The following is a 25159-nucleotide window of genomic DNA, read 5'->3' as shown; positions in this document are numbered from 1 at the left end:
TAGTGGTCATTTAAAAACTAAACTTTTACGCAACTGGTCGATTAAAAGGAGGAAAATGAATGCAGGATACGCATAATAAGTTGAAGAGGTATTTTATATTAATGGCAGTATTTCTTTTGATTTTTGCGAATTTTCCAGTAATATCCACAATGGCAGCAACTGATATACCTGAGGTCGATGGCTATCAAGGTGTGTATTATAGCGATTTCGGTGATACTGAGGAATTATCTCCTGAAAATTGGGGCTTTACTACTTTTGGAGCAAACCTTTCTATTCATGATGAAGATATTGCAGGGAATGATTCACCGAAACTTGAATTTAATGTTTTAGATCAGTCAGGTGGTAGAGTTGCTACAAAGGAATTAGACCCTGAGGTAATGGGAAAACAGATCCTTGTATCCTTTGATTGGTATCCAGGAATAGTTAATGACAAAGGTGATCATTTATATGAAAATGGTGGAGAATTTCGAATTGCTGATAGTGAAGGAAAAACCATTTTTACCTTAAATAGTACAAATAAAGAGCCTATTACTTATTTTGCAGGAAAAAATGAACCTCAATCCACTTCCTTTACAGACCAGGAAGCATGGTATAGTATTTCTGTAATATTCAATTTAGCTACAAATGCTGTCACTCTTGAAATGAAAAATCAAGCTACAAATGTGAAGGAAACCTATCAGTCTTCACTTGATGAGGTTGATTTTGATGGCAGTGTTTCAATATTAAGATTAGTTGGAATCCGAACTTCTGGAAACAATCTTACATGGACAACTTATTTAGACAATGTTGGGATTTATCATGTACCGATAAACGATAATACGATTACTAGTATCCCAGCATTACCATATCAAAGAGTATATGTTGGAGAAACGACTGAGGATATAACTTCTATCGGACTACCGGAGATAATTCCAGTAGCTCTTGCAGACCATACGACAGTAGATGCTCCTGTCCAAGAATGGAAGCCAGTAGATAAGGATTGGAATCCGAACGAACCTGGTATATATGAATTCGAAGGAACGATTGCTGAATCAGAGGCAGTGGATAATGCTTTTAATCGAAAAGGAACGGTCTTTGTTTATAATCGATTAACACCACCGGAAACGAATCGGGCCACAGAATGGTTAGATAGGGGTGTAATAGCACTACAATCAGATGATGGTATCTTTGTTTCATGGAGGCTGTTAGCGGATGAATACGGCAAGGATGTAACATTTAACATTTATCGTGATGGAAAGAAATTAAATAAACAACCACTAAATGTTACTAATTTTACTGATAAAAATGGAACTCTAAACGCGACATACAAGGTAGAAACTATCGTTAATGGTAAGCCTTCAGAGCAAAATGAAGTAATGGTAGAAAAAAAGGATTATTTATCTTTACCTTTACAAAAGCCTTCTGGAGGAACTACGGCAACAGGAAATTATACGTATAGTGCAAATGACGCTAGTGTTGGTGATTTAGATGGGGACGGAGAATACGAAATCATCCTAAAATGGCGTCCATCTAATGCAATGACTGCACTAGAAGATGTTATTACAGGGCCGACTATTTTTGATGCTTATGAGTTAGATGGCACGATGCTTTGGAGAATGAATATGGGCATGAACTTAACCTCTGGTCCACAATATCATCAATTTGTAGTGGCAGATATGAATAGTGATGGAAAATCAGAATTTTTAATCAAAACTGCGGATGCTACTACCGTATATGGAGCGACTGATGGGAAATATGATAACAATAAGGTGATCAGTGTCATCGGAAATGCGGAAGATGATGGAAAGTGGATTAATGAGGGTGGACATGTTGTAGATGGTCCTGAGTATATTTCTGTTTTTGATGGAGAAACAGGTGAGGCGATTGATACCATTGACTTTGCTTTCCCTGTTGAAAAAGAAGAAGGAGATCAGGGCGCATCATGGGGTGATACATTCTACAATCGTTCGGACCGATTCTTATCAGGTGTAGCCTATATTGATGGGGAAAAACCAAGTGCTATTTATGGAAGGGGTTATTATGAGCGAACAGCATTCGCCGCCTATAGCTTAGAAAATGGTGAACTAATAGAGGATTGGACTTTTGACTCAGATGAAGCAGGTAGAGGAGGAGGTTTAGGTAATCATAACCTAGCAACAGGTGATGTAGATAATGACGGTTTTGACGAAATAATCGCCGGTTCACTAACACTTGATCATGATGGATCCATTCTTTATGCAATGGATGGTGAAATGGGTCGAGTAGCAGGCTCCCACGGTGATGCTTTACATGTTGGTGCTTTCGACCCCAATCGAGAAGGATTACATGTCTTTGGGGTAAGGGAATCTTCTGAAGTTGCATCACTCGAATATCATGATGGCGCTACTGGAGAAACGCTACAAGCATTTTATGCTTATAAAGATGCAGGACGTGGTGTAGCGGCAAATATCACATCAAGACCTGGTTACGAATTCTGGGGTACTGGAGGTTCGACTGTAGAAACTGGTGGGGGAGTATATAGTGTTCAAGGAGATGTTATAGCAGATAGCTTCCGAAATATTGGATTACCAGTCAATTTTGTCACATATTGGGATGGTGATTTGCTAAACGAACTTTTGGATGGCACAAGAATATCCAAATATGATGAAAAATCTGGTAGTGTTAATGTCATGGAAAGCTTTGAGGGTGTAGTGAGTAATAATGGGACTAAAGCAAACCCAACTTTACAAGCTGATATTTTGGGTGATTGGCGAGAGGAAGCAATCTATCCAACCGAGGATAGCTCTGAGCTTAGAATCTTTAGTACAACTATTCCGACTGAATATCGCTTACCAACCTTGATGCACGATTCTGTTTATCGAATGGGCATTGCTTGGCAAAATACGACTTATAATCAACCACCTCATTTAGGCTATTACTTAGGAGAAGACATCAGAGAAAAAGTGCTTTCCAATGATTTAGATTTACCAGAGGTTGACTATACACCTAATTTGGCGGCAATAAAGCATATGACAAACCTTGAAATTACAAAACAAAATCAAAAAGTTCTTTTAAAGAAATTAAAACAAGTAGAGCATCATTTAAACAAGGAACGTCCTGCACAAGCAATTAAACACATGCGTGGTTATCTTAAACACTTAGAAAGAAGTAGCTTCACTCAAACGATAAAAAGTAAATTAAAGCAAGATGCCCATGCCTTAATCAAAGGATGGCAAAACGAATGACATAACTTCCACAGAAATAGGTGAGCTTAAGGCAAATAAAACGAATGATTATAAACTGATCATTCGTTTTTGCCTATTGTATTTTATCTATTTTCCTTTTCGTGAAGATAGTTTTTTTACTAAAGAATTAAAGCTTATTTTAATCGCTTCTTAACTGGTTCAAATTCATAAAGCTTCCCTTCATAAATCAATTGCATTCGTTCATTTGTTCGGAAATCGTCTGGTGTTACCATTGCTGGTAGCTTATCCCAGAGATGAATTCCGGAACGTTTTAAAATTTCTGCAACAAATTGTGAACAGAAATAAGAATTACTAAATTCAATTGGCTCTTTGAGTGACACACCGATAACTCCTAAAATATTATATAAAAATTTATCATCATTTTTTATGAATATATGAAGGATACGTTTCATTTTCTCTATTTCTCGATTAGTTACTTTTAACTTATAGATAACACAGGTAGTATCTCGATATTGATTAAAGGTACCGGTTAAGACGTCCTCTTTTACAAAGCCTCCATAAAGTGGATTTTTGGGTTTTTTCCTGCCGAAGCTATACATCTCTTTTAATTCAGAATCAAATGAAATGGATGCATGATTGTATGGGGCTCTTGTATATTTTTTTATTACACTTGTAAATAGAGTACCTGTATCGGATAGCATAATATAAATATATTTCTGATCATTCATCGGTCTTCCCCACCTTACAAATTTCTTTCACCTTCTCATTATACACAAAATCTTGTAAAATGAAGGAAGCTTTTAAGAAAGTTAGGTGATGCTATGGAAGAAAAACTGTCCATATTAGCGATTATCTTTATCGTAATACTAGTTGCAACACTTTTATTAAAGTTTACTAGAATGAAGCAACCAAATAAAGATTTCTCTAATATTCATTCTCGCGTAAAGGCGTGGTGGGGAATGTATGTCGTATTTTGTTTTGCGACATTGTTTACACCTATTGTCTCTTTGCTTGCGGTCATGATCCTTTGTTTCTATTCGTTAAAAGAATACTTCTCCATGATGAAAACAAGAAAATCAGATCGACGTTTATTTCTTTGGTCTTATTTAATGATACCCTTACAGTTTTATTGGATTTACATTGGTTGGTATGGAATGTTTATTGTCTTTATTCCTGTCTACGTTTTCTTGTTTTTACCTTTACCAAGGATCATTGGGAAGGGTACGATAGGTTTTCTTCGTTCTGTCAGCTTTGTTCAATGGGGATTAATGCTAATGGTCTTTGGTCTGAGTCATTTAGCCTTTTATCAAATTGCAACACCAGAATTTGGATCGAATTTGGTCTTATTTCTCATTGTTTTAACCCAAACGGGAGACGTGGTTCAATATTTAATCTCCTTGTATATAGGAAAGAAAAAATTAATACCATCTGCAAATCCCAATATTACATTAGAAGGTTTTGTCGGAGCATTAATCGTAACAACACTGGCGTCTTACTTACTCTATGAGTATTTAACACCATTTGATTTAATATTTGGAATTTTTTCAGGTGTCATTATAAGTGTGGCAGGTTTTGTAGGGATTTTGAGTATTTCTGTATTAAAACGAGATTTGTTAATTGGTAACACAGCAAAACAAAAACAGCTACAGGGACGTTATTTAAGTCGGATAGATAGTCTTACTTATACTTCTCCAGTCTTTTTTCATATCATTCGTTACTTTTTTGACTTTATGTAAAAAATTGTATCAGCTATTTGATGCTGATACAATTTTTCCTTATGCGAAACCAGGTGTAAAACGATATTACTTAACCACTAATACAGGACAATGGGCATTATTTGTTACTTTATTGCTTACACTTCCCATCATCATTTTTTTGATTTTACCTAGACCTCGACTACCGATTACAATCAAATCTACTTTCATGTTATTCGCGAAGTCACAAATTTCCTTCGCAGGATTGCCATAAAGTGTTTCGTAATCAGCATTGTATTGAATAGATTCTAATAAGTTTCTTGCTTTTTCCAATACTTTCTCAGGAGTATGATCCATCTGTTTAGAAGCTGCTCGTTCCATCCGATTAGGAGATGGTGCCGTACCAACAAAACCGTGAGAATGTGCTGGTATGACAGTTTGTTCACTAGCAAGTGGTGCAGCATAGTTCTCATCATGAACGTAAGCGATGGTTAAATTACTCTTACATTCAAAAGCCAATTCTTTTGCCTTCTGAAGGGCAAGTACACTATCCTCGGAACCATCAAAAGCGACTAAAATTTGGCTAAATACCATCAAAAATCACTCCTTATTTTTAAATCAAATTTCCTGCAACCTCGTTCCAATGACCTTGTAGACATTCCTCGATTTCTTCCATCGTCTTTTGGACTTCAGTACCTTCAACTACAACTTTGATTTCATTCATTTGGTGATAAGTAAGAAAAAATGATACTAGGTTTGTTATTTGATTTAAATGTACAATCTCATGGTTCGCTAAGAGTAAAATATTACCTTCGTAAGATTTTTCATATTGATAAAGGGTTAGGATTTCTTTTATGGTAAGCTTGCCTTCTATAGTAATGTTTTTGGATAATATTTCTTTCATTTTATAACCTCCTTCAAATTCTCTTCGCTTTTTATATTCACTTTAGAAAAGAATATAAACTTATTTTTATATTAAAAAATGATGACAAATGTAACATCATTCGTCATGAATATTTGTTAATGCATATTATTTATCATTTATGTTAAACATATGAAATGTATTTGGGGGTGTTTGGATTGGGAAATGAAATGTCAAACGAAAAAACTTATGTAAGGTAAGAAATGAGGAATGGAAAATAATCAAAAGCAAAATTCATTAGAAAAGATTTTATGGAGTATAGCATTTCCAGGTTTTGGCCAACTTTTGAACGGAAGAATGATAAAAGGAATTATTCTTATTATATTGGAAGTGATAATTAACCTACAATCTAACTTTAATAAAGCTATTCTTTATAGTTTCTATGGAGAAATTGATCAAGCGATTACAATTACCAATTATCAATGGCTGATGTTCTATCCTTGTATTTATTTGTTTGCGATTTGGGATGCATACAAAGATTCTGGCGGAGGACAAAGCCCATTTGAATTCATTCCATTCGTGACATCCGCTTACTTTGTAACGGTTGGGCTTATTTATTCCTCTACTTTAGAGATATTCGGGATATTAATGGGACCGATTTGGTTACCAATATTATTTGTAGGAGTAGGGGTCACAATTGGTTTGATAGTAAGAAAAATATTAATTATGCTTTTTATAAAAAGTAAAGGAACATAAATAACACGGAGGGAACCCATGGAACATTCTAAGATAAGCCTTACATCTTCAGAAATAGCGGCAATATGGACAGCTTATATGAATGATAGTATGGCAGTCTGTGTATTATCACATATGATAAAATATATGGAAGACGAAGATTTAAAAGGGCCAGTACAAACTAGCCTAAATATGGCTAAAAAACATGTGGAAGAATTAAAGCAATATTTTCAAAAAGAAAATCTGGCTACTCCAGTTGGTTTTACAGAAGATGATGTTGATTTAGATGCACCACAACTAAGTACGGATACCTTTGGTTTAACGTATGTTACACAAATGGCTCGGGTCGGAATGGTTGCTTACAGTGGGTATGTCTCAATGAGTGTGCGAGCAGATATACGCAATCACTTTATTGAAGGATTACGTGAAACATCATTACTCTACGATGAAGCGATTCAAGTTGCTTTAGAGAAAGGAATTCTTGGACGAGCTCCATATATTGAAACAACAAAGGAAATCGATTTTATCGATAATAAGAGCTATTTAAGTGGTCTTGGTATATTTAAACAAAAGCGACCTTTAAATGCTGTTGAAATATCCCATCTATACTTAAATTCGATGACAAATTCAGTCGGTGTAAAATTGTGTATCGCTTTTGCCCAAACAACGAATAATCCTGAAGTACGCGATTATATGCTAAAGGGGAAAGAGATCGCCAAAAAGCATCTTAAGAAATTCGCAGAAACGCTATTAGATGGAGACATCGAAACTCCACATTTACCCGATTATGCTATTATGAATTCGACTACACCTACTTTTTCAGATAAGCTGTTAATGTTTCAAATGTCGTTGCTTAGTGCTGCAGGTATGGGGAATTACTCTACAGCAGCATCGGCAAGTCAACGGAGTGATTTAGTTTTAAGCTATGAGAAACTTTCTATGGAGATAGCGTTATTTGCGAAAAAAGGGCTAGATATTATGATCAAAAATAATTGGTTAGAACAACCACCTGGGACATTAGATAGAAATAAAATATCAAAAAAAAGTACGAATCAGCCATCGAACTAATTTGCTTCGATGGTCTTTTTCTTTTTAGAGGATCGACTTGTAATCCTTTTGAAAATGGCTGTATACTATACCATAGTAAATAAAGAGAAGGTGAATCTATTGGGATCACAGGGCAAGAATCTTCTAGCTATAAGTATTGGTGCTTCTGTCGGTACGTATTGTCGATATAGTTTGAGTATATGGATGAATAATATCCTCTTTCCACTCGGGACACTAGTGGGCAATATCATGGGAAGCTTTCTGTTAGGTCTTTTTACATCAATCTTTACAAGAATCATTCCAAAAGAATGGTTGAAGCTTGGATTAGGTGTTGGGTTTTGTGGAGGTTTTACAACGATGTCCACTTTTTCGGCAGAGGTAGCTCATTTTTATATCCACAACTCTACCATTATGATCATCGTCTATGTTACTCTTTCTGTGATAGGTGGAATTGGGAGTGCCTTACTTGGTTATTTAATTGGAAACCTATTTTGGAAAAACTCAGTTACAGAAGGCAGTGAAGCTGAATGAAAATACTATTATTAACAGTCGGAGGATCATTCGGTGCGGGGTGTCGTTATTGGCTTGGTTTACGCTTTGCAACATGGTGGAACAATTCCACATTTCCAATAGCGATGCTTCTTGTAAATATTCTCGGATCCTTTGGTTTGGGTGTATTTTATTATTTATCCTACCAAACCGTACTACCAATCGGCATCAATGATCGGTTATACATTTTTTTAGGTGTCGGTTTTTTTGGTGCTTTTACTACTTTTTCTACCTTCAGTGTAGAAGCTATGCAACTGTGGAAACAAAGGAATTATTCCCTATGTATTGTTTATGTATTGTTAAGTATATTTGGGTCTATTCTATTTTTTTCTGTTGGCTTCTATATTGTAAGACTTTTTAATTAGGATGGAAAACATTAGTTTTATGTGGTTAGCTTGCCCCAATCTTATTTTTTGTAACCATTTGCCACATTTTTTAATATTCTGACAATAATTGTTGGCAAATGCAAAAAAAATAGGTATTATGTACATAATGACAATTTTTAACTAAAAAGGCGGACATAAACATTATCCCTCGAATCGAAGATATTGTTAGAGAACAAAAAGGGGCGACAGTATATGTTGCAAAACGATTATGAGAATAATTTAAAACATCAAATTCAACAGAAACGAGAAGAGTTAATTCAATCGGGGCTTCGAAAAGGGCTTGAGCATAGGGATACCATTATGATTAGTGAAGAAATGGACAAGTTAATTTATGAAATGCAAAAGAAATTATTAAAAGTAAAAAGTTCCTCAAAAAAATAATATAATTAATCCTTGAAAACGGATACTATAATCTGAATTATCTGTTACCCTTCACGGGCATAACCTGAGCTGATAGGAACACATGATGATCATGTGTTCCTATCAGCCCAGGTTTTTTTATTTCCTTTCTAGAAAATTTTTTCTGAGGAAGTGTTTAAAATGTCGGTGGCAAGGACTAAAACAATACTTTTTAGTAAGCTGAGTTCTCCATTAATGGGGAACTCAGCAATATTCCTAATGTCATAAATTCCACTTTTCATTACTAGCTAAGCTCTTTAGATAGCAATGTTTGAATGGCATGGGCGACTCCATCTTCATGGTTAGTTTTCGTGGTGAAGTCTGCCATATCTTTAATGGCCTCTGCAGCATTTCCCATTGCTACGCCATAGCCTGCCATTTCAATCATGGATGCATCATTGAAATTGTCGCCAATTGCCATCACATCTTTCATTTCGATGCCAAGTTGTGCGGCAAATTCTTTTACTGCAATGCCTTTTTGCGCTTTTGGATGGTTAAATTCAAGGTTGGAAAAACCAGAGGAAGTAATGGCAATGCTTGCATCATCCTTAAGATTTTGCTCGACTTGCTCCAAGACCTCGTCGTCTAACGAGAACGCTAATATTTTATAGACATCGATATCTTCACGATCGAATAATTGATCAAAGTTGTCAATGATTTCGACCTCTTCATCTTGGAAACGATTTTTTGCTTGAGCTTCAACTTCTTCTCGTGTTAGTTGAGGAAAGGCTGACGCCATAATATCTACCATTACTTGGATAAACTTTTCTCTACTTTCTGAAAAAGTAGCTTTATTTGTAAACACTTCAAAATAAACATGCTGAGCTGTGCAAATCTGTTTGATTTTTTTACAAGTTGCCTTATCGAGTGGTGCAGAATTAAGGAGTTGTGCTCTCTCATTGTAAATTTTTCCGCCATTTAAGCAGATAATTGGAAAATTCAATCCTGCCTTATCAAGTGGAATTTTTGCTGCAGAGTAGGATCTGCCTGTTGCGACAATAATTTCCACGCCTTGTTCACTTGCAAGCTTAAGTGCTTCCTTGTTTGCATCACTAATTTCGTGATTTTTGCTAAGTAATGTTCCATCTAAATCTGTTGCAATTAATTTCATCGCATTATCCCCCAAACCATTTGAATCTATCTATATTCCTAATCTAATCATAATCGAAACAACGTATAATTGTAAGTAAAGTGTATCTAAATATTTGTAAACTATTTTTACTTAAAAATAAATTCAAGTTGAATTTATAAATGGAATCGAGTAGAATTTTGTGAAAATAGTGGAAGGAGAGAGCGGGATTGAATAATTTGGCAAAGAAGCGGGCGGAACTTCCGAAGACGACGATTATTGATAATCGAAAATTGTCTACATCCCATCAAAGATTAGCAGAAATACTTCAAGAAGGCATGGCAGTTTTGGATGTTGGTTGTGGTACTGGTGCGATAACCAGGGGAATAGCGGAGACTGTTGGTGAGAAAGGAAAGGTAATAGGTATTGATAATAATGAAGACATGATTCGAAAAGCTAACGAAAAGCACTCATTACCGAATCTTAGTTTTGAAGTAGCCGATATTTATGCATTACCATTTGATTCGGAGTTCGATATCGTTACCTCAGCTAGAGTACTACAATGGTTGGAAAATCCAACAAGAGCATTAAGCTCAATGAAGAATACTGTGAAATTAAACGGTAAAGTACTTGTTCTAGACTATAATCATAAAAAGATTATTTGGAAGCCTAAAATACCGAAAGAAATGGAAGCTTTTTATTCATCGTTTCTTAAGTGGAGGGAAGATGCAGGAATGGTAAATACCATAGCAGATCATTTAGCCTATCTGTTTGAGAAGATAGGTTTAGATAACATAGCTATCTACCCTCAGCATGAGCTTGTACAAAAAGGAGAGAAAACCTTTGAAAGTCAAATTAACATCTGGTCTGAAGTTGCTGAGATAAAAGGGAAGCAAATGGTTGAAGATGGGTACCTAACCGAAGAAGAACGAGTGATTGCTGAAAAGAAATATCGATCATGGACCCAAAATAAAGGAGAATATCTGTCTATGTATTTGCTTGCGGTAGAAGGGGTAAGACGAAATTAAAATTAGGTTAAGTTCTCCTACAAGCTGAGTGTTATAAATATCCCTTGCTTATTTCCACGTAAAAATCCGGACATTTTGAAAGTCCGGATTTTTGTGTTAGTATACTTTATCTCCATTAAATATCGAATTTTTCACTATAACATAATCTACGGTTCTAATGACATCAAGACTTTTTCCGCCTGCATAAGAGATAGAGGATTGCAAGTCTTGCTCCATTTCTGTTAATGTATCTTGTAAAGAGCCTTTATAATCGACATACATTTTTTTCCCTTCGACGTTTTTCTTTTCCCCTTTTTGAAATTCAGAGGCAGAGCCAAAGTATTCTTTATAAAGCTTTCCGTTCTTTTCAATAGTTGTTCCTGGTGATTCCTCATGACCAGCGAAGAGTGATCCAATCATTACCATAGATGCACCAAATCGAATCGATTTTGCGATATCCCCATGGGTACGTATACCGCCATCTGCAATGATAGGCTTAGTTGCTGCCTTCGCACACCATCTTAGAGCTGCAAGCTGCCAACCCCCTGTACCAAAACCTGTTTTGATCTTAGTAATACAAACCTTTCCTGGTCCAATCCCTACCTTAGTTGCGTCGGCACCTGCATTTTCGAGCTCACGAACAGCTTCAGGTGTACCGACATTCCCTGCAATGACAAAACTATCTGGTAAATGTCTTTTTAAGTGTTTAATCATATCAATGACAGCATTAGAATGTCCATGAGCAATATCAATCGTAATATAATCTGGGATAAGCTTTTCTTCTGCTAATTCTTCTACAAAACGATATTCTGGTTCTTTTACGCCAACGCTAATGGAAGCGATTAATTTACGATCCTGCATTTTTTTAATAAATGCCTTTCGTGTTTCTGGTTCAAATCGGTGCATGATATAAAAATAACGATTCTTTGCTAGAAATTCTGCTATATTTTCATCTATTATTGTTTGCATATTTGCTGGTACTACTGGTAATCGAAATCGATGTTTTCCAAAAGTAACAGAAGTGTCACATTCTGAACGACTATTTACAATACATTTTGCAGGAATTAATTGAATATCTTCATAATCAAATACGTTTTCCATTGTTTACACTCCTAAAGACGAATGATTTAATTGATTAAGGCGAAAATATTCGCCTCTAGTACTATAATACACATCCACCTAGATGTCAATTCAATCGTTTTTACATAAATAGAGGAATTAAAGTTATTTTGTCGAATTATTTAATAAATATAATATTTTTCTAAATATTATTGACCGAACATACATTCTGTGTTAATGTTAAGAGAGCGTGGTTTATCGTAGCACAATCACTTGCAACGAGGACAATTCCCCTATTGTTAGGAATCCGCTTTTTTCTAACTAGAATACTCATCATTGAAAAATTTCCAAGTTATCATGCCATTTTTGCAGAGGAGATACACTATGGCAAAACGAAATATTGAGATTGATGAAGCTATTAAATTTATCCATCAAAACCTTCATGAACCAATTAATCTGAAGCAGCTAGCTCGTTATGTTTCCTATAGTCCCTATCATTTTTCACGGATGTTTAAAGAGGAAATAGGTTTACCTCCATTATATTATTTATCAGCACTTCGATTACAAAAAGCAAAAGAGCTATTATTAAAAACTAATTTTAGTATTCGAGATATAAGTTTAGAGGTTGGGCAACAGAGCTTAGGGACGTTTACTTCACGGTTTACTGAGAAGGTTGGGGTAACTCCGTCCGTCTTTCGTCAATCAACTACTAAAACAGAACAACAGTTTCAACAAATAACAAAAATGCCGGATTTCACCCAACAGACTAGAAAAGTATTACATAATACCATTTATGGGCATATTAATGCTACTCAACCCTTTCTTGGAATTGTATTAATTGGACTGTTTTCGAAGCCGATTCCAGAAGGATTTCCCTTATATGGTTTGATCCTTCCCTCGTTAGGAGAATTTTATTTCTCGAATGTGAAGCCGGGGAGGTATTATTTATTAGCTACATCGGTTTCGATGGAGATGAACTCAAAGGATATCCTTTTGACAAATACAAATTTACGGGCAAAGCGAAGCGAACCGATTTTTGTTAATCATAAAGATGAAGTGCCTGCTATAGAACTCACACTTCGCTCACCTAAAATGGATGATCCACCTATTCTCATCTCGATTTCTGCTTTAATGCAACAACATATTAATAAGATCAATCCACTTTATCGAGATTTAGCGAACAGTAATCGTTTAAATAGTTAAGATAAAAGTGGAGTTTTCCTTAATTCAGGGACAAATTTTTAAGAGGAGACCTAGTAAAATTAGAATTTTCAAAGAAAAGGAGCTTAAAAATGATTAAAAAGATGTATCCGTATTTAGTTATGAATGGAAATGGACAGGAGGCAATTCAATTTTACGAGAAGGCATTAAAAGCGAAAATAGTAAATGTCCAAACCTTTGGAGAAATGCCCCCAAATCCTGAAATGCCACTTCCAAAAGAAGCTGAAAGTAGGATTTTAAACGCACATCTACAGATTGGAGATATAGATTGGATGTTATCTGATACTTTTCCAGGGCAAGAGCATCAATCTGGTAATCATGTTACCATTGCCTTAATTTTAGATAATGTGGAAGAAACAAGGGAGCTTTATGATGCTTTAAAAGAAAAAGGCAACATTGGAATGCCACTACAGGAAACATTTTGGAGTCATGCATATGGACAAGTAACCGATCAATTTGGAGTCATTTGGCAATTATCTGCAGATAAGTAAGAAGGTCGTGCCAGAAATTCAATAGCTAGATCACACTGTGGAGATCTAGCTATTTTTGACTTTTGTAACTTACTTATTATTAGGTGAAAACTGAGAAAATATCGTCCCACGTTGGTTTCCATATACGGTTCGGCCTGCAATATCGTTAATAATTTGAATATTACGATCAACAGCCAAGCCGAGGTTCGTTGCCCCTGTTCCATGAGAATGCTCCAAATTTGTTAATGTATAGAAATGATGGGAACGATTTTTGTCCTTAAATGCCAATTGGAAATTTTTGCGAACCTTAAATCTTTTTTCATCCTCCCATTCAATCTTATCTTGGAATCGATTGTAAAACCAATCTGGAATATTAGGTACATATCCTGTGGCTAGAATGAGAATATCCGTGTTGAATGTAATGCTTTCTTTTTTCTGCCATTGCTCCCCTTCAACCTTTAATTGATCACCAGTGTAACTTGCCTTATGGATTTCCGTTAATGGTTGAATGGTAATTGGTAATGGTTTATTCTCAACAGAATGATGATATAACCATTCATGAATATGGTGTAAGGTATCTCCATCAATTCCTTTACGCAGCTGTCCAAGATAATCTAATGATTCGATTCTTTCTTTAAATTCTAAATGATAGAAGTAATCCACATAATCAGGTGTGAACACTTCTTGTCCTAATTTTGACTGGTCTAGCTGAAGAAATCCAGGTGAGCGTGTATACCATGATAATTGGTAAGAGAAGTGCTCCTGTAGTTTTAATAAATCATAAAAAATCTCCGAAGCACTTTGCCCTGAGCCGACTACTGTAATGTTCTTCGCTTTTATAGTACGATCCTTATGATACAAATACTGGCTCGAATGATGGACATTTTCTATTTCTGCTCCCTCTAACTCGATAGGGATATTCGGTTCACTTCCTGTTCCCATTACAACGTGTTTTGTGAAATAAGACTCTGTAGTCTGTTTACCCCAATGGTTAACTACAACTTCATAGTGATCTTTCTGATCAATCACATCAACCACCTCTGATTGAAAGTTGCAGGTTGGTAATTGGTCTGCAACCCATTTTAAATAGGCTGCATATTCAGCACGAGGCATTTCGAGTTTTTGAAAAAAAAAGAACTTATATAGACGGTTTTTTTGATGTAAGTAGTTAGTGAATGTAAATTTACTTGTAGGATTTGCAAAAGTGACTAAGTCTGCTAGAAAAGGAACCTGAAGATCCGTCCCGGGGATTAGCATGCCAGGATGCCAGGCGAATTGGCCATTCTGATCAAAGAAGATTGTTTTTAAATCGCTTCTTTCATAGCTTAAAGCTGCAAGTCCTAAATTATAAGGTCCTATTCCAATTCCAATAACATCGTACATTGTCGAGTTACCCATTATGTTCCCTCACTTATTATAAAAATCTTTCGAAAATGTCGTCATCTTCAGGCTAGCTGAAGATTTTGTTTTTTCCATATTCAGTTACCTTCCATTATACCCTAGAGTTTTATAAAATAAAAAAAGTGCGCTTAAGCTTGCGCACAATTATTTTGTAACTGTTATTTGGTGTTCCTCATGTTCATGTAATCCTTCATCATTTGAAATATGAATGATAACCTGATAGTTTCCATTACTCTGAAAAGTATGTTGAGTGGAATAGGTGCCTTCCTGTACCTGATCTGTTTCTAATAGTTCATGGTTCTCGTCTGGATCAATCAGTTCAAAGAGCACGGTAGCATCAGTGAGGGGTTCATTTCCTAATTCAACATCTACTGTTAGGCTTGTTTCCTCTTTTAATTTGGCTTCGTTAATTTTATCAAATTGAATAGAAACATCCGCTGAAGGGGTATGTCCATCTTCTGAATTTGTTGCCTCGTGTGAATGGTCGTGAGCCGCTTCATCCTCGGAATGAGCTGATTTCTCACCAGTAATAGTAATCGATTTCTTTGGCATTGTGTGAAGTCCACCTGCTGTTGTATGAGCATAAATCTCATAGGTCCCAGGTTCATTAAAGATTACTTCAGCAGTGTATGTTCCGTCCTCTTGATTGGTCGATTCTACATTTGTCGTATTTTCTTCATCGTTAACATTCCAATATTCGAAGGTCATTTCTTCTGCATCTGTTATGGGATCTCCGTTAGAAGTAACGTTAGCTTCTAATGGAACAGTTTGCCCTACCTCCGCTGTTTGAAGTAAATTAAATTCAACTTTTAGGTCTTCTAGTGTTTTTTCTTCTGTATCTTTTTTATTATCAGAGCCACACGCAGTTAAAGCCATTATTGCAATGATTACTACTAGGACAAATTTAAAACGCTTCATTGATTTTCCTCCATATTCTTCATTAGTCATTGTTAACTATACGCTGAAATATATTTGGAATCAATGGATAATATTTGAACATTTTTTAACATCGGATAATCAAATCGTAATAATTACTATTTACAAAAATGTATTCATCCTTTATAATAAAATCAAATCGTATTAATTACGTTTTAATAAGTTATTTCAAATTCTTATTACATATTATGGGGGAATTATTTTGAAAAGATTAAGTATTGGATTGTTTATCTTGATCGCTTTATTATTGACAGCTTGTGGAGAAGAGGGTTCAGAAGCAAATGGAGAAAGTGATGACAGTCTGTCGATCTATACAACACTTTATCCATTAGCATATTTTGCAGACGAAATTGGAGGAGATGACGTAGAGGTTTCCACTATATTACCTGCTGGTGCTGATCCGCATAATTTCGAACCAACCTCTAAAATGATGGTTGAGATTGCTACTGCGGACTTATTTGTTTTTAATGGTGCTAATTTAGAAGCGTACGCAGGTGAGATAGAAGAAGCCTTGCAAGGAGAAGATGTAAAAATGATAGAAGCAGCAGAGGGGATTGATTTAGAGGAACATGTTCATGAACATGAACATGATCATGGTGATGAAGAAGGACATGACCACGAACACTCCCACGAAACCGAAGAGGCGCATGATCATGCAGGCCATGATCATGGTGATGTGGATCCACACGTATGGTTAGATCCAATAAAAGCGGTACAGCTCGCAGAGAATATTAAGGATGCACTTGTGGAGATTAGACCTGAACAAAAGGAAAGCTATGAAGAAAACTTTCAAGATTTAGAAGAAAGGCTAACAGCACTTGATCAAAGCTTCCATGAGCAATTAGAACAATCTGACAACAAAGAAATCCTAGTAACACATGCTGCATACGGATATTGGGAACAAGGCTATGGAATAGAACAAATTGCGATTTCTGGATTATCACCAACCGATGAACCATCACAAAAGCAGCTGGAAGAAATTATTCATCAAGTTGATGAGAAAGGAATTAAATATTTGTTGTTTGAGCAAAATGTAGAGCCTAAAGTTGCAAAGGTGATTCAAAATGAAGCTAATATTGAGTCACTCCAATTACACAATTTATCTGTATTAACGGAAGAAGATATAGAGAAGGAAGAGAATTATTTCACATTAATGGAACGAAATCTAGAGGTTTTGGAACAAGCGCTTCATTATTAATGAAAGTTAACCATTAGGAAATATTAAGATTATATGCTTAAATATTTCCTAATGGTTATTATTTCTTTACTTGTTGAAAGCCTGTTCGGATAGTTCCACTTAGTCATAAGCAATTGTCTTGAATTAGAGATAATTACTTGATATGCTATGTAGGCCTAGAAGTTTGAACTAGGCATGCAAAAAGGAAGGAAAGAAGGAGTTTTAGGATATGGTAAAAGTAGCAGTAATTTATTATAGTTCAACTGGAACCAATTATCAACTTGCTAATTGGGCAGCAGAAGCGGTGAAAGCAGCAGATGCTGAGGTAAGAGTGGTGCGTGCGCAAGAGACGGCGCCAGAGGCTGCAGTAGCTTCTAATCCAGCTTGGAAACAGCATTTAGAGGAAACTCAACATGTCCCTGTAGCAACCTCTGATGATATAGAATGGGCAGATGCGATTATTTTCAGTATTCCGACTAGATTTGGAAATGTTCCATCTCAAATGAAGCAATTTATTGATTCACAAGGCGGATTATGGGCTGCAGGAAAAACGATGAATAAAGTAGTAACAGCCATGTCTTCTGCTTCTAATGCGCATGGTGGTCATGAGGGAACCTTATTACATTTATATACCTCTATGATGCACTGGGGTGCGATCATCGTCCCTCCTGGATATACAAATGAATGTATCTATGGGGCAGGCGGAAACCCTTATGGAACTAGTGTCACACAAACTCCAGATGGTAAAATGCTGGAGGATGTAGAAGCAGCAGTGAAGCACCAAGCAACTCGTGTAGTGGAAGTAGCTTCAAAAATAGTTCAATCATAATTGTAGAAGGCAGATCTTCAGCAATGAAGGTCTGCTTTTTTTTGCACGTTAGGAAGATATAAAATTTCTACACAGCAGAAGCTTCGACCAAGTTTTTTAAGGTAACAAGTAAAAAAAAACTAGGTACTTGTTAAAGTAGAGAGAATGCCTCGTTTTTTTCATATCTCCAATGAAGTACACAAAACTTGAATAATTACGATAAATATGTCAAAGTATGAATGTGATAGCAATAAGATATGGACATGTAGGGGGACTGGTGTTGCCAGTTGAGATTGTATCCGGAAGATACTGACCCTTAGAACCTGATCTGGTTAGCACCAGCGTAGGGAACATATGGAATTATGAATCTATATGCGCTCTAGGCTTCTGTCTAGAGCGCTTTTTCTATATGTATCCCTTAAAAACGACATAAGGGGGAAATCAAATTGAACAAACTATTAGTTGTCTTAGCATGTATGTTTTTTATGTTAACAGGATGTGGCCAAGACTCTTCTCAAACAGACAAACAGAATTTAACAGAAGTCACGTTTGTTTTGGATTGGACACCGAATACAAATCATACCGGATTATATGTCGCCCAAGCAAAGGGTTATTTTGAGGAAGAGGGATTAAATGTCAATATTGTGCTTCCGGGTGAAGCAGGTGCTGATCAAACGGTAGCTGCAGGGAAGGCCGATTTTGGAATAAGTGCACAGGAGGCGGTTACTGAAGCAAGAGTACAGGATATTCCGATTGTATCGATAGCAGCTGTTATTCAACATAATACTTCTGGTTTTGCGGCCCCAGTAGAGAAAGGAATCCAATCCCCTGCCGATTTTGCCGGAAAGACATATGGAGGCTGGGGTGCACCAGTGGAATCAGCAGTAATCGATTCCTTGATGAAACAAGAGGGTGCATCCGTAGATGATGTTACCATTACGAATATTGGCAATACCGACTTTTTTACTGCAGTTGAGCGAGATGTAGATTTTGCCTGGATTTACTATGGTTGGACTGGTGTTGAAGCAGAGCTTCGTGGTATCGACCTAGATATGCTCTACTTAACCGATTATTCAGAAAAACTAGATTACTATACTCCTGTTATCACAACAAATGAAACAATGCTAGAAGAGAATTCTGAAACGGTTCGTTCATTGTTAGCAGCAGTAACTAAGGGTTATCAATATGCTATCAGTCATCCAGCTGAAGCAGCAGATATATTAATAGATAAAGTACCCGATTTAGACCCAGAATTGGTAAAAGCAAGTCAAGAATGGCTCTCTCCAAAATATCAGGACGATGCTACAAGATGGGGAGAACAACGTCCAGAGGTTTGGAGAAATTATTCTGATTGGATGTTCGAAAATGGTCTATTAGAAAGGGAGCTAGACGTAGAATCAGCGTTTACAAATGAATTTTTACCTGAATAAAAAGGAGAGAGAAAAATGGCAAATGCATTAGTGAGTATTCAAATTATCCCGAAAACACCAAATGGGGAAGATGTGATTCCATTTGTAGATGCAGCAATTGAGGTAATCGAGGCTGCTGGAGTGAAGTACCAAGTGAATCCATTAGAAACAACAATGGAAGGGGAGCTATCTGCACTACTAGTGATTATTGAAAAAATGAATCAACGTATGCTAGATATGGGCTGTACGAGCAACATATCCCAAATTAAAATTTATACAAGGGCGGACAATCAGGCGTCTATGGAAAAATTAACAGAGAAATATCACTAAAGTAGTGGAAACAACATAACAGAGTAAGGACGGTGTTGAGCACATGATAAAAAAATCATGGCTTCCTATCTCAGTGATTGCGATAATGCTTTTTATCTGGGAGCTATCGACGAGAATCTTTCAAATACCAGATTGGATACTACCAGCACCCACTGTCATTATACAGGAGGCACTTAACAACTGGCCGAACTATAGTCATCATATCTTCTCAACAATTCAACTAACGATACTCGGTTTGGTTATGGGGATAGTGGTTGGACTAACGGTAGCGGTTATTCTACATTTGTTGCCAAAGGTGAGAGAAGCAGTATATCCAATTATGATCCTTTCACAAAATGTTCCAATTATAGTGTTGGCACCACTACTCGTGATTTGGTTTGGTTTTGGCATGACACCAAAGCTATTGATTATAATCCTTGTGTGTTTTTTTCCGATTGCAGTAGCTACGATTGATGGATTGAGACAAACTTCGCCAGAGCTTATTCATTATATGAAAATGACAGGTGCGACCAAGCAACAGATTTTTAGAAAGTTAGAGCTACCACACGCTTTGCCTGCTATATTTTCAGGACTAAAGATTTCAGCAACCTATAGTGTGATGGGGGCCGTCATCTCAGAATGGTTAGGAGCCAATCAAGGTATTGGGGTTTATATGACATTAGCATCCTCCTCATTCCGAACAGATAGAGTATTTGTAGCGATATTATTTATCATGATATTATGCTTATTCTTTTTTGCGATCATTTTAATCTGTGAAAAAGCTTTGATCAAATGGAGAAAGGAGGGGTAGGCTTGAGCACATTACAAATTAATCACTTAACGAAAAGCTTTGAACCACATACCATTATTCAAGATTTGAATCTAGTGGTAAATGAAGGAGAATTTGTGTCATTACTAGGTCCATCTGGAAGTGGAAAGAGTACGATTTTTCATTTAATTGGAGGCTTGTATGAGCCAGATCAAGGAACCATTCTCTTAAACGGAGAAAATATTATCGGAAAGAAAGGTGCCATTAGCTATATGCCTCAAAGTCCTTCCCTTTTTCCGTGGCGTACGATTCTTGAAAATGTAGTATTGGCCGCAGAGCTTTTTGAAAGACCTGATAAACGAAAGGCAAAGAAAATGTTAAAACGTGCAGGACTTCATGATTATATTGATGCTTATCCTCATCAGCTTTCTGGCGGGATGCAGCAACGAGTAGCTTTTGTTAGAAGCTTATTAAGTCCACAATCCTTTATTTGTCTAGACGAACCTTTTTCTGCGCTAGATGAGTTTACTAGGGTAGATATGCAGAAATGGCTATTATCCATCTGGGAGGAAGAACGTCCTTCGGTTTTATTTGTTACACATAATATTGAAGAAGCAATCTTTTTATCCGATCGCATTCTAGTCTTAGGCGAACGCCCAGCAAAAGTAACCGAAGAGGTTCATATCCCTTTTGAACGACCTCGAACAGCTCGCTTACTTTTATCACCTGAATTATTAGAAATAAAGAAACGAATTTACAGAATATTAAGGGGCTCATAAACTGATGATTGATGCACATATTCACCTTGACTGGTATAGAAAGGAAGAACGGGAAACTATCCTAAAGGACTTAAAGGATAAAAGGATTGCAGGTCTTATCGCCATTTCAAGTGACTTAGCATCTTGCAAAAAAGTATTGTCATTATCTCAGAAAAACAAGCTAGTTTTTCCTGCTTTAGGATGGCACCCAGAGCAGTCATTGCCAGATGAGAAAGAATTAGCTGAATTGGAAGAGTTAATCAGAAAACACCATCATTCTATAGTCGCAATTGGAGAAGTGGGTTTACCTTATTATCTAAAAAAAGAACGTCCAACGTTAGATATAAATCCATATATTCATATTTTGGAGAGATTTATCAATTTGGCAAAAGAATATCATTTACCGATTGTGCTTCATGCTGTATATGAGGATGCTGACATTGTGTGCGACCTATTAGAAAAACATGGTCACAATAAAGCACATTTTCATTGGTTCAAAGGCTCTGGCGATACGATGAAGCGGATGATTAAGAACCAATATCGTATTTCTGTCACACCAGATTGTGTTTATGAAAAAGAAATTCAAAGGATAATAGATATCTATCCTTTAGAATTTACCATGGTAGAGACTGATGGACCATGGCAATTCCATGGCCCTTTTGAAAATAAAAGGACTCATCCAGTAATGATGGCCGAATCTATCAAGCAAATCGCAACAATAAAAAAGGTCTCTCTTCCTGAAGTAGAAAGGAAAATATTAGAGAACACAAAGGAATTCTATCAAATTTTGTTAAGGGGCTCATCTTATTTAAGATGAGTCCCTTATAGTATTCAAGCGAGACAATCTTAGTTTTATAGAAAGCGCAATCAAGAAAAATATGGTAATATTTTTCTGTTTTTGGCAGGAATTTATATAAGGGATATCGAATTAATTATTAATCTAAAAGAAGGGAGGGTAGTGATGTCATTAGGGAAAGTCAAATTTTATAAGGGAGTTGAACTAAATGAAAAAGGTTAAGATTATTGGTGCTTCCTTGATCATTCTTATGGGAATCTTGGTAACTAGTGGGATAACATTTGCTAGCCAATATCATACCTACTCAGGAAATGTACCCCGATTTGGCGGAAATTTATTCACTCCTATTCATCCTGCAATGGATCCAAAAGTACAACAGGTATACCTTCTTACTGTTGAAAATAATGCCGCACTATATGCAACAGTAGTGGACGATAATAAACGTATTCATCTTGGACAAGAAGAAGTGCCATTAGCGATAGCAACATGGCGACGTGTACGCAGCAATGCAACGAATTTAAGAGCAATCCGAGTAATGCTAGAAACAAGGCTTACTAATCCCTCTACTGTATATACAAAATATCGTGTGAGATGGTAACTTCCATTAGGGCAGTTCCATCAACTGCCCTTAGTTCTTAGGCTCCCCCATTTTTCAAATATTCTGATGGTGAATGGAGTGTAGTGATGATGGTCAAATTAATCCGTACGGAGATGAAGAGAAATCTGTTTACATGGAGTACGCTCATTGCCTTTCTATTATTTGTTGCGTTATTTGTTTTAGGTGCCGAAAAATTCCGCCCAAATACGGAATTAGGCTTAGAAAGGAATAGCTATAATTACTTCTCGGCATTCCTATATACACATGGCGTTGGCCCAAAAGCCATTTTGCCAATTGTTTTTCCCTTCATTATTGCCCTTTTATCTGGTTCATCTTTAGCATTGGATCGAAAAACAGGATATATAGAGTTTATCCTATTAAGAACGACATACAAAAAATATATTTTCTCCAAAATGATAGCTGCATCGATTATTAGTTTTCTATTCGTTTTCATTGTGGAGATACTTTGCTTTTTATATCTCCGAATATCTTTCCATCCACCCAATTCTATAACCGAAATGGAGGGCTATGTGCCAAGCTTCGGTCATGACTTATTTACTCAATCACCTTTTCTTTATATTTTCTTCATCGTGCTAAATACTGCCATATTGGCGGTGTTTATATCGCTCCTCTCTATATTATTGGCAACATGGTCAAAAAATGTCTATATCGTAATGTTTGCTCCTTTTTTCATCTTTATCATTGGTCAGCTTTTGTTCTTTGCTCTTCATATTAATAAATTCGCTCCATTTGAATTAGTGGGAGGATATATGCTGAATAGTTTCGAATATTCTTTATTAGAACTGCCGATTATACTACTCTTTTCCTTACTCATTACTTCTTTTTTAGTGTATTTTCGTTTCTCATTAAAATTTAAGAAAGGACTGCAATTATATGGAAAAACAAAGATTAATTCAATTTAAAGGTGTAAAGAAGAAACTAGGAAAAACGATGATTTTGGATGGAATCAATTTTTCTGTATCGGCAGGTGAAGTAGTTGGTATAACAGGTGCGAATGGATCTGGCAAAACAACGATACTACGACAAATATGTGGTTTTTTATACCCTGATCAAGGAGAAGTGATCGTTTCCAATGAAATAGTAGAGCCAGGACTTGTTGGGAAAATCCCAGCAGGAATAGGTGCTCTGATTGAAACACCAACATTTTTACCACAATTTACTGGCTTTCAAAATCTAGCATTACTAGCAGGAATCCAAGAAAAAATCGGTAAAGAAACGATTAAAAAAAGTTTAAAAATGGTTGGTTTAGAACCTATGGATAAGAAAAAGGTAAGGAAATATTCTCAAGGTATGCTACAACGTTTAGGTATTGCACAAGCAATTATGGAAGAACCGAAAATTTTACTATTGGACGAGCCAACAAATGGATTGGATAAGGATGGAGTTGATTTATTTCGCCAGATCTTAGAAAAACAAATTAATGATCATGTTGCGATCATTCTCGTCTCTCACATTGAAGAAGAAATAAGCAGGTTTTGCGACAAAGTTTATTTGTTAAAGGACGGAAAATTAGAACTGATCCAGAAACAAAAACAACGTGAATGGATTATTCTTGTTCGTACAGTTGAGGAATTAGAACAGTTAAGTTATGTCTTAACTGATTTCCGTATCATCAAACGGGTTGGCGGCTTTGCAACTGGCCAGTGTAAAGGGGAGTGGGAAAGTAAGCAAGAATTATTAGCTTTTTTAATGAGTTACCATATAATACCAGAAAAGATTATGATGGAGGAAGAGGTTGTGTTATGCTAACTGTCGGATTGATTCAGCTGTTTATTCATAATGGATGGCGTTGGCTTGTTGTAACAGGTACACTATTTGGTCTCACCTTTTTTATTGATCGTACAGGAGTGCAGAAGTCTGAAAATATATTTGAATTTATCGTCACGGGGCTAACCCAACATTATCTAACGTTAATTGTTATTCCATTACTCTACTTCCTTCTAATAGTGGATTTTATTCCTAAAATAATGGCTTCAAATGTTATTTATATAAGGGCTAGATCAAAGGTCAGACTTCTTTTTTATTTTATTGTAGTTCATTTTGCTGCAGCATTCACTTTTTCCGTTCTTTGTTTTATTCTGTTTTTTATTTCTGGATGGGTTCAAGGGATGCATGTGGAATTGAGCTGGGATAGTGCACAATTTTTTTATGAGGAGCAAAACCCACTGACAATCCTTACTTCGTTAATTACCTTATATATCGTGACATTAACTTCAATTGGTACATTTACGATGTTTATTTCTTTAAGATATTTTAATTCAGTGATAGCACTAGGATTCGGTGTATTTCTTTGTTTGTTGAGTTACATAGTTTGGATGATTTATCCGATACGAACAATGTTTAAATTTACGCCCATTGCACAAATGATGTTTTTCTCCCTATATCCAAATAAAATCAGTGAGCAAGTAGAGAACTTTACGATCGATTGGTCGATTCGTTATAACCTTATTGTGTTATTTATTTCTATTATTTTAATGTTTATACACATTAGAAAAAAACAGTTTTGAAGAGGGTG

At 36.1% G+C, this 25159-nt stretch carries 28 protein-coding genes and 1 riboswitch; of the genes, 21 read left to right on the top strand and 7 right to left on the bottom strand.

Annotated features, from left to right (window positions below):
* Positions 1-59 precede the first annotated feature (59 nt).
* Positions 60-3203 (top strand): rhamnogalacturonan lyase family protein, encoded by a 3144-nt coding sequence (locus tag DLJ74_RS14120; RefSeq protein WP_109984954.1) that lies wholly within the window; start codon positions 60-62, stop codon positions 3201-3203.
* A 134-nt stretch (positions 3204-3337) separates the two neighbouring features.
* Here the strand turns inward: DLJ74_RS14120 and DLJ74_RS14115 are convergent, their stop codons facing one another.
* Positions 3338-3892 carry a hypothetical protein gene (locus DLJ74_RS14115; protein WP_054860638.1) on the bottom strand — a complete coding sequence of 185 codons (555 nt, stop codon included), beginning with the start codon at positions 3890-3892 and terminating at the stop codon, positions 3338-3340.
* 93 nt (positions 3893-3985) lie between these two features.
* On the opposite strand from DLJ74_RS14115, the gene DLJ74_RS14110 reads away from it, so the two are divergent.
* Positions 3986-4900, top strand: coding sequence for a phosphatidate cytidylyltransferase (locus DLJ74_RS14110; protein WP_109984953.1), 915 nt, complete (start codon positions 3986-3988; stop codon positions 4898-4900).
* Between the two features lie 66 nt (positions 4901-4966).
* Here the strand turns inward: DLJ74_RS14110 and DLJ74_RS14105 are convergent, their stop codons facing one another.
* Together DLJ74_RS14105 and DLJ74_RS14100 are read right to left on the bottom strand one after the other, a co-directional pair.
* The gene (locus DLJ74_RS14105; RefSeq protein WP_109984952.1) at positions 4967-5452 is read right to left on the bottom strand and encodes a universal stress protein; all 486 of its coding nucleotides are present in this window, start codon (positions 5450-5452) and stop codon (positions 4967-4969) included.
* A gap of 19 nt (positions 5453-5471) precedes the next feature.
* Positions 5472-5762, bottom strand: a complete 291-nt coding sequence (locus tag DLJ74_RS14100; RefSeq protein ID WP_109984951.1) for an HPr family phosphocarrier protein — start codon at positions 5760-5762, stop codon at positions 5472-5474.
* Between the two features lie 228 nt (positions 5763-5990).
* Here DLJ74_RS14100 and DLJ74_RS14095 point away from each other — a divergent pair, with 228 nt between their 5' ends.
* From DLJ74_RS14095 to DLJ74_RS14075, 5 genes are all read left to right on the top strand, one after another.
* Positions 5991-6476, top strand: coding sequence for a hypothetical protein (locus DLJ74_RS14095; RefSeq protein WP_109984950.1), 486 nt, complete (start codon positions 5991-5993; stop codon positions 6474-6476).
* Between the two features lie 18 nt (positions 6477-6494).
* A complete protein-coding gene (locus DLJ74_RS14090) occupies positions 6495-7523 on the top strand; it encodes a DUF3231 family protein (protein ID WP_109984949.1) in 1029 nt (342 codons plus the stop codon).
* A 99-nt stretch (positions 7524-7622) separates the two neighbouring features.
* Positions 7623-8033 carry a fluoride efflux transporter FluC gene (locus DLJ74_RS14085; protein ID WP_245902347.1) on the top strand — a complete coding sequence of 137 codons (411 nt, stop codon included), beginning with the start codon at positions 7623-7625 and terminating at the stop codon, positions 8031-8033.
* Positions 8030-8416 (top strand): fluoride efflux transporter CrcB, encoded by a 387-nt coding sequence (gene crcB / locus DLJ74_RS14080; RefSeq protein WP_054860645.1) that lies wholly within the window; start codon positions 8030-8032, stop codon positions 8414-8416. The genes DLJ74_RS14085 and crcB overlap by 4 nt, the downstream gene beginning before the upstream one ends.
* Before the next feature lie 213 nt (positions 8417-8629).
* Entirely contained in the window at positions 8630-8818 is a 189-nt protein-coding gene (locus DLJ74_RS14075; protein WP_109984947.1) for an aspartyl-phosphate phosphatase Spo0E family protein, read from the top strand.
* 262 nt (positions 8819-9080) lie between these two features.
* Here DLJ74_RS14075 and DLJ74_RS14070 read toward each other — a convergent pair whose 3' ends face one another.
* On the bottom strand, positions 9081-9947 hold the full coding sequence (locus tag DLJ74_RS14070; protein ID WP_109984946.1) for a Cof-type HAD-IIB family hydrolase: 867 nt from the start codon (positions 9945-9947) through the stop codon (positions 9081-9083).
* Between the two features lie 188 nt (positions 9948-10135).
* On the opposite strand from DLJ74_RS14070, the gene DLJ74_RS14065 reads away from it, so the two are divergent.
* Entirely contained in the window at positions 10136-10933 is a 798-nt protein-coding gene (locus DLJ74_RS14065; protein WP_109984945.1) for a methyltransferase domain-containing protein, read from the top strand.
* A 96-nt stretch (positions 10934-11029) separates the two neighbouring features.
* On the opposite strand, the gene guaC is transcribed toward DLJ74_RS14065, so the two are convergent.
* Entirely contained in the window at positions 11030-12013 is a 984-nt protein-coding gene (gene guaC, locus DLJ74_RS14060; protein WP_109984944.1) for a GMP reductase, read from the bottom strand.
* Between the two features lie 342 nt (positions 12014-12355).
* Here guaC and DLJ74_RS14055 point away from each other — a divergent pair, with 342 nt between their 5' ends.
* Positions 12356-13174 (top strand): helix-turn-helix transcriptional regulator, encoded by an 819-nt coding sequence (locus DLJ74_RS14055; RefSeq protein ID WP_054787420.1) that lies wholly within the window; start codon positions 12356-12358, stop codon positions 13172-13174.
* A gap of 89 nt (positions 13175-13263) precedes the next feature.
* Positions 13264-13683: a VOC family protein gene (locus DLJ74_RS14050; RefSeq protein WP_054787421.1), complete on the top strand. Its 420-nt coding sequence runs from the start codon at positions 13264-13266 to the stop codon at positions 13681-13683.
* 69 nt (positions 13684-13752) lie between these two features.
* Here the strand turns inward: DLJ74_RS14050 and DLJ74_RS14045 are convergent, their stop codons facing one another.
* Together DLJ74_RS14045 and DLJ74_RS14040 are read right to left on the bottom strand one after the other, a co-directional pair.
* Entirely contained in the window at positions 13753-15060 is a 1308-nt protein-coding gene (locus tag DLJ74_RS14045; RefSeq protein ID WP_245902346.1) for a lysine N(6)-hydroxylase/L-ornithine N(5)-oxygenase family protein, read from the bottom strand.
* Positions 15061-15207: 147 nt separating this feature from the next.
* Positions 15208-15981, bottom strand: coding sequence for a FixH family protein (locus DLJ74_RS14040; RefSeq protein WP_181397580.1), 774 nt, complete (start codon positions 15979-15981; stop codon positions 15208-15210).
* Positions 15982-16201: 220 nt separating this feature from the next.
* Here DLJ74_RS14040 and DLJ74_RS14035 point away from each other — a divergent pair, with 220 nt between their 5' ends.
* The 11 genes from DLJ74_RS14035 to DLJ74_RS13985 all read left to right on the top strand — a co-directional run bounded on the left by DLJ74_RS14035 (position 16202) and on the right by DLJ74_RS13985 (position 25151).
* Positions 16202-17197: a metal ABC transporter solute-binding protein, Zn/Mn family gene (locus DLJ74_RS14035; RefSeq protein ID WP_109984942.1), complete on the top strand. Its 996-nt coding sequence runs from the start codon at positions 16202-16204 to the stop codon at positions 17195-17197.
* 208 nt (positions 17198-17405) lie between these two features.
* A complete protein-coding gene (gene wrbA / locus DLJ74_RS14030) occupies positions 17406-18005 on the top strand; it encodes an NAD(P)H:quinone oxidoreductase (RefSeq protein WP_109984941.1) in 600 nt (199 codons plus the stop codon).
* A 236-nt stretch (positions 18006-18241) separates the two neighbouring features.
* Positions 18242-18351: riboswitch (TPP riboswitch) on the top strand.
* A gap of 118 nt (positions 18352-18469) precedes the next feature.
* Positions 18470-19414, top strand: coding sequence for an ABC transporter substrate-binding protein (locus DLJ74_RS14025; protein ID WP_425454588.1), 945 nt, complete (start codon positions 18470-18472; stop codon positions 19412-19414).
* A 15-nt stretch (positions 19415-19429) separates the two neighbouring features.
* The gene (locus tag DLJ74_RS14020) at positions 19430-19723 is read left to right on the top strand and encodes an MTH1187 family thiamine-binding protein (RefSeq protein WP_109984940.1); all 294 of its coding nucleotides are present in this window, start codon (positions 19430-19432) and stop codon (positions 19721-19723) included.
* Between the two features lie 43 nt (positions 19724-19766).
* Positions 19767-20513, top strand: coding sequence for an ABC transporter permease (locus DLJ74_RS14015; RefSeq protein WP_109984939.1), 747 nt, complete (start codon positions 19767-19769; stop codon positions 20511-20513).
* A 2-nt stretch (positions 20514-20515) separates the two neighbouring features.
* Complete coding sequence (locus DLJ74_RS14010) at positions 20516-21250, top strand: ABC transporter ATP-binding protein (RefSeq protein WP_054787424.1); 735 nt, start codon at positions 20516-20518, stop codon at positions 21248-21250.
* Positions 21251-21254: 4 nt separating this feature from the next.
* Positions 21255-22046 carry a TatD family hydrolase gene (locus DLJ74_RS14005; RefSeq protein WP_109984938.1) on the top strand — a complete coding sequence of 264 codons (792 nt, stop codon included), beginning with the start codon at positions 21255-21257 and terminating at the stop codon, positions 22044-22046.
* Between the two features lie 187 nt (positions 22047-22233).
* Positions 22234-22623, top strand: coding sequence for a hypothetical protein (locus DLJ74_RS14000; RefSeq protein ID WP_054787425.1), 390 nt, complete (start codon positions 22234-22236; stop codon positions 22621-22623).
* A gap of 86 nt (positions 22624-22709) precedes the next feature.
* Complete coding sequence (locus DLJ74_RS13995) at positions 22710-23546, top strand: hypothetical protein (RefSeq protein ID WP_109984937.1); 837 nt, start codon at positions 22710-22712, stop codon at positions 23544-23546.
* Entirely contained in the window at positions 23518-24393 is an 876-nt protein-coding gene (locus DLJ74_RS13990) for an ABC transporter ATP-binding protein (RefSeq protein WP_109984936.1), read from the top strand. The genes DLJ74_RS13995 and DLJ74_RS13990 overlap by 29 nt, the downstream gene beginning before the upstream one ends.
* Positions 24387-25151: a hypothetical protein gene (locus tag DLJ74_RS13985; RefSeq protein ID WP_109984935.1), complete on the top strand. Its 765-nt coding sequence runs from the start codon at positions 24387-24389 to the stop codon at positions 25149-25151. The genes DLJ74_RS13990 and DLJ74_RS13985 overlap by 7 nt, the downstream gene beginning before the upstream one ends.
* The last annotated feature ends 8 nt before the right edge of the window (positions 25152-25159 follow it).

It is taken from the genome of Gracilibacillus dipsosauri (assembly GCF_003176895.1).
Classification (GTDB): domain Bacteria; phylum Bacillota; class Bacilli; order Bacillales; family Amphibacillaceae; genus Gracilibacillus; species Gracilibacillus dipsosauri.
Note: the sequence above shows the minus strand (reverse complement) of the source record. Positions and strands in the feature narration are given on the sequence as shown.

Bases quoted from the DNA above. Each gene is read 5' to 3' on its own strand.
- DLJ74_RS14095 (WP_109984950.1), top strand. From the start codon at position 5,991: ATGGAAAATAATCAAAAGCAAAATTCATTAGAAAAGATTTTATGGAGT.
- DLJ74_RS13985 (WP_109984935.1), top strand. From the start codon at position 24,387: ATGCTAACTGTCGGATTGATTCAGCTGTTTATTCATAATGGATGGCGT.
- DLJ74_RS14075 (WP_109984947.1), top strand. From the start codon at position 8,630: ATGTTGCAAAACGATTATGAGAATAATTTAAAACATCAAATTCAACAG.
- DLJ74_RS14040 (WP_181397580.1), bottom strand. From the start codon at position 15,981: ATGAAGCGTTTTAAATTTGTCCTAGTAGTAATCATTGCAATAATGGCT.
- crcB (WP_054860645.1), top strand. From the start codon at position 8,030: ATGAAAATACTATTATTAACAGTCGGAGGATCATTCGGTGCGGGGTGT.
- DLJ74_RS14020 (WP_109984940.1), top strand. From the start codon at position 19,430: ATGGCAAATGCATTAGTGAGTATTCAAATTATCCCGAAAACACCAAAT.
- DLJ74_RS14015 (WP_109984939.1), top strand. From the start codon at position 19,767: ATGATAAAAAAATCATGGCTTCCTATCTCAGTGATTGCGATAATGCTT.
- DLJ74_RS13995 (WP_109984937.1), top strand. From the start codon at position 22,710: ATGATGGTCAAATTAATCCGTACGGAGATGAAGAGAAATCTGTTTACA.
- DLJ74_RS14090 (WP_109984949.1), top strand. From the start codon at position 6,495: ATGGAACATTCTAAGATAAGCCTTACATCTTCAGAAATAGCGGCAATA.
- wrbA (WP_109984941.1), top strand. From the start codon at position 17,406: ATGGTAAAAGTAGCAGTAATTTATTATAGTTCAACTGGAACCAATTAT.
- DLJ74_RS14110 (WP_109984953.1), top strand. From the start codon at position 3,986: ATGGAAGAAAAACTGTCCATATTAGCGATTATCTTTATCGTAATACTA.
- DLJ74_RS14025 (WP_425454588.1), top strand. From the start codon at position 18,470: ATGTTAACAGGATGTGGCCAAGACTCTTCTCAAACAGACAAACAGAAT.
- DLJ74_RS14115 (WP_054860638.1), bottom strand. From the start codon at position 3,892: ATGAATGATCAGAAATATATTTATATTATGCTATCCGATACAGGTACT.
- DLJ74_RS14005 (WP_109984938.1), top strand. From the start codon at position 21,255: ATGATTGATGCACATATTCACCTTGACTGGTATAGAAAGGAAGAACGG.
- DLJ74_RS14055 (WP_054787420.1), top strand. From the start codon at position 12,356: ATGGCAAAACGAAATATTGAGATTGATGAAGCTATTAAATTTATCCAT.
- DLJ74_RS14050 (WP_054787421.1), top strand. From the start codon at position 13,264: ATGATTAAAAAGATGTATCCGTATTTAGTTATGAATGGAAATGGACAG.
- DLJ74_RS14120 (WP_109984954.1), top strand. From the start codon at position 60: ATGCAGGATACGCATAATAAGTTGAAGAGGTATTTTATATTAATGGCA.
- guaC (WP_109984944.1), bottom strand. From the start codon at position 12,013: ATGGAAAACGTATTTGATTATGAAGATATTCAATTAATTCCTGCAAAA.
- DLJ74_RS14045 (WP_245902346.1), bottom strand. From the start codon at position 15,060: ATGGGTAACTCGACAATGTACGATGTTATTGGAATTGGAATAGGACCT.
- DLJ74_RS14070 (WP_109984946.1), bottom strand. From the start codon at position 9,947: ATGAAATTAATTGCAACAGATTTAGATGGAACATTACTTAGCAAAAAT.
- DLJ74_RS13990 (WP_109984936.1), top strand. From the start codon at position 23,518: ATGGAAAAACAAAGATTAATTCAATTTAAAGGTGTAAAGAAGAAACTA.
- DLJ74_RS14105 (WP_109984952.1), bottom strand. From the start codon at position 5,452: ATGGTATTTAGCCAAATTTTAGTCGCTTTTGATGGTTCCGAGGATAGT.
- DLJ74_RS14000 (WP_054787425.1), top strand. From the start codon at position 22,234: ATGAAAAAGGTTAAGATTATTGGTGCTTCCTTGATCATTCTTATGGGA.
- DLJ74_RS14100 (WP_109984951.1), bottom strand. From the start codon at position 5,762: ATGAAAGAAATATTATCCAAAAACATTACTATAGAAGGCAAGCTTACC.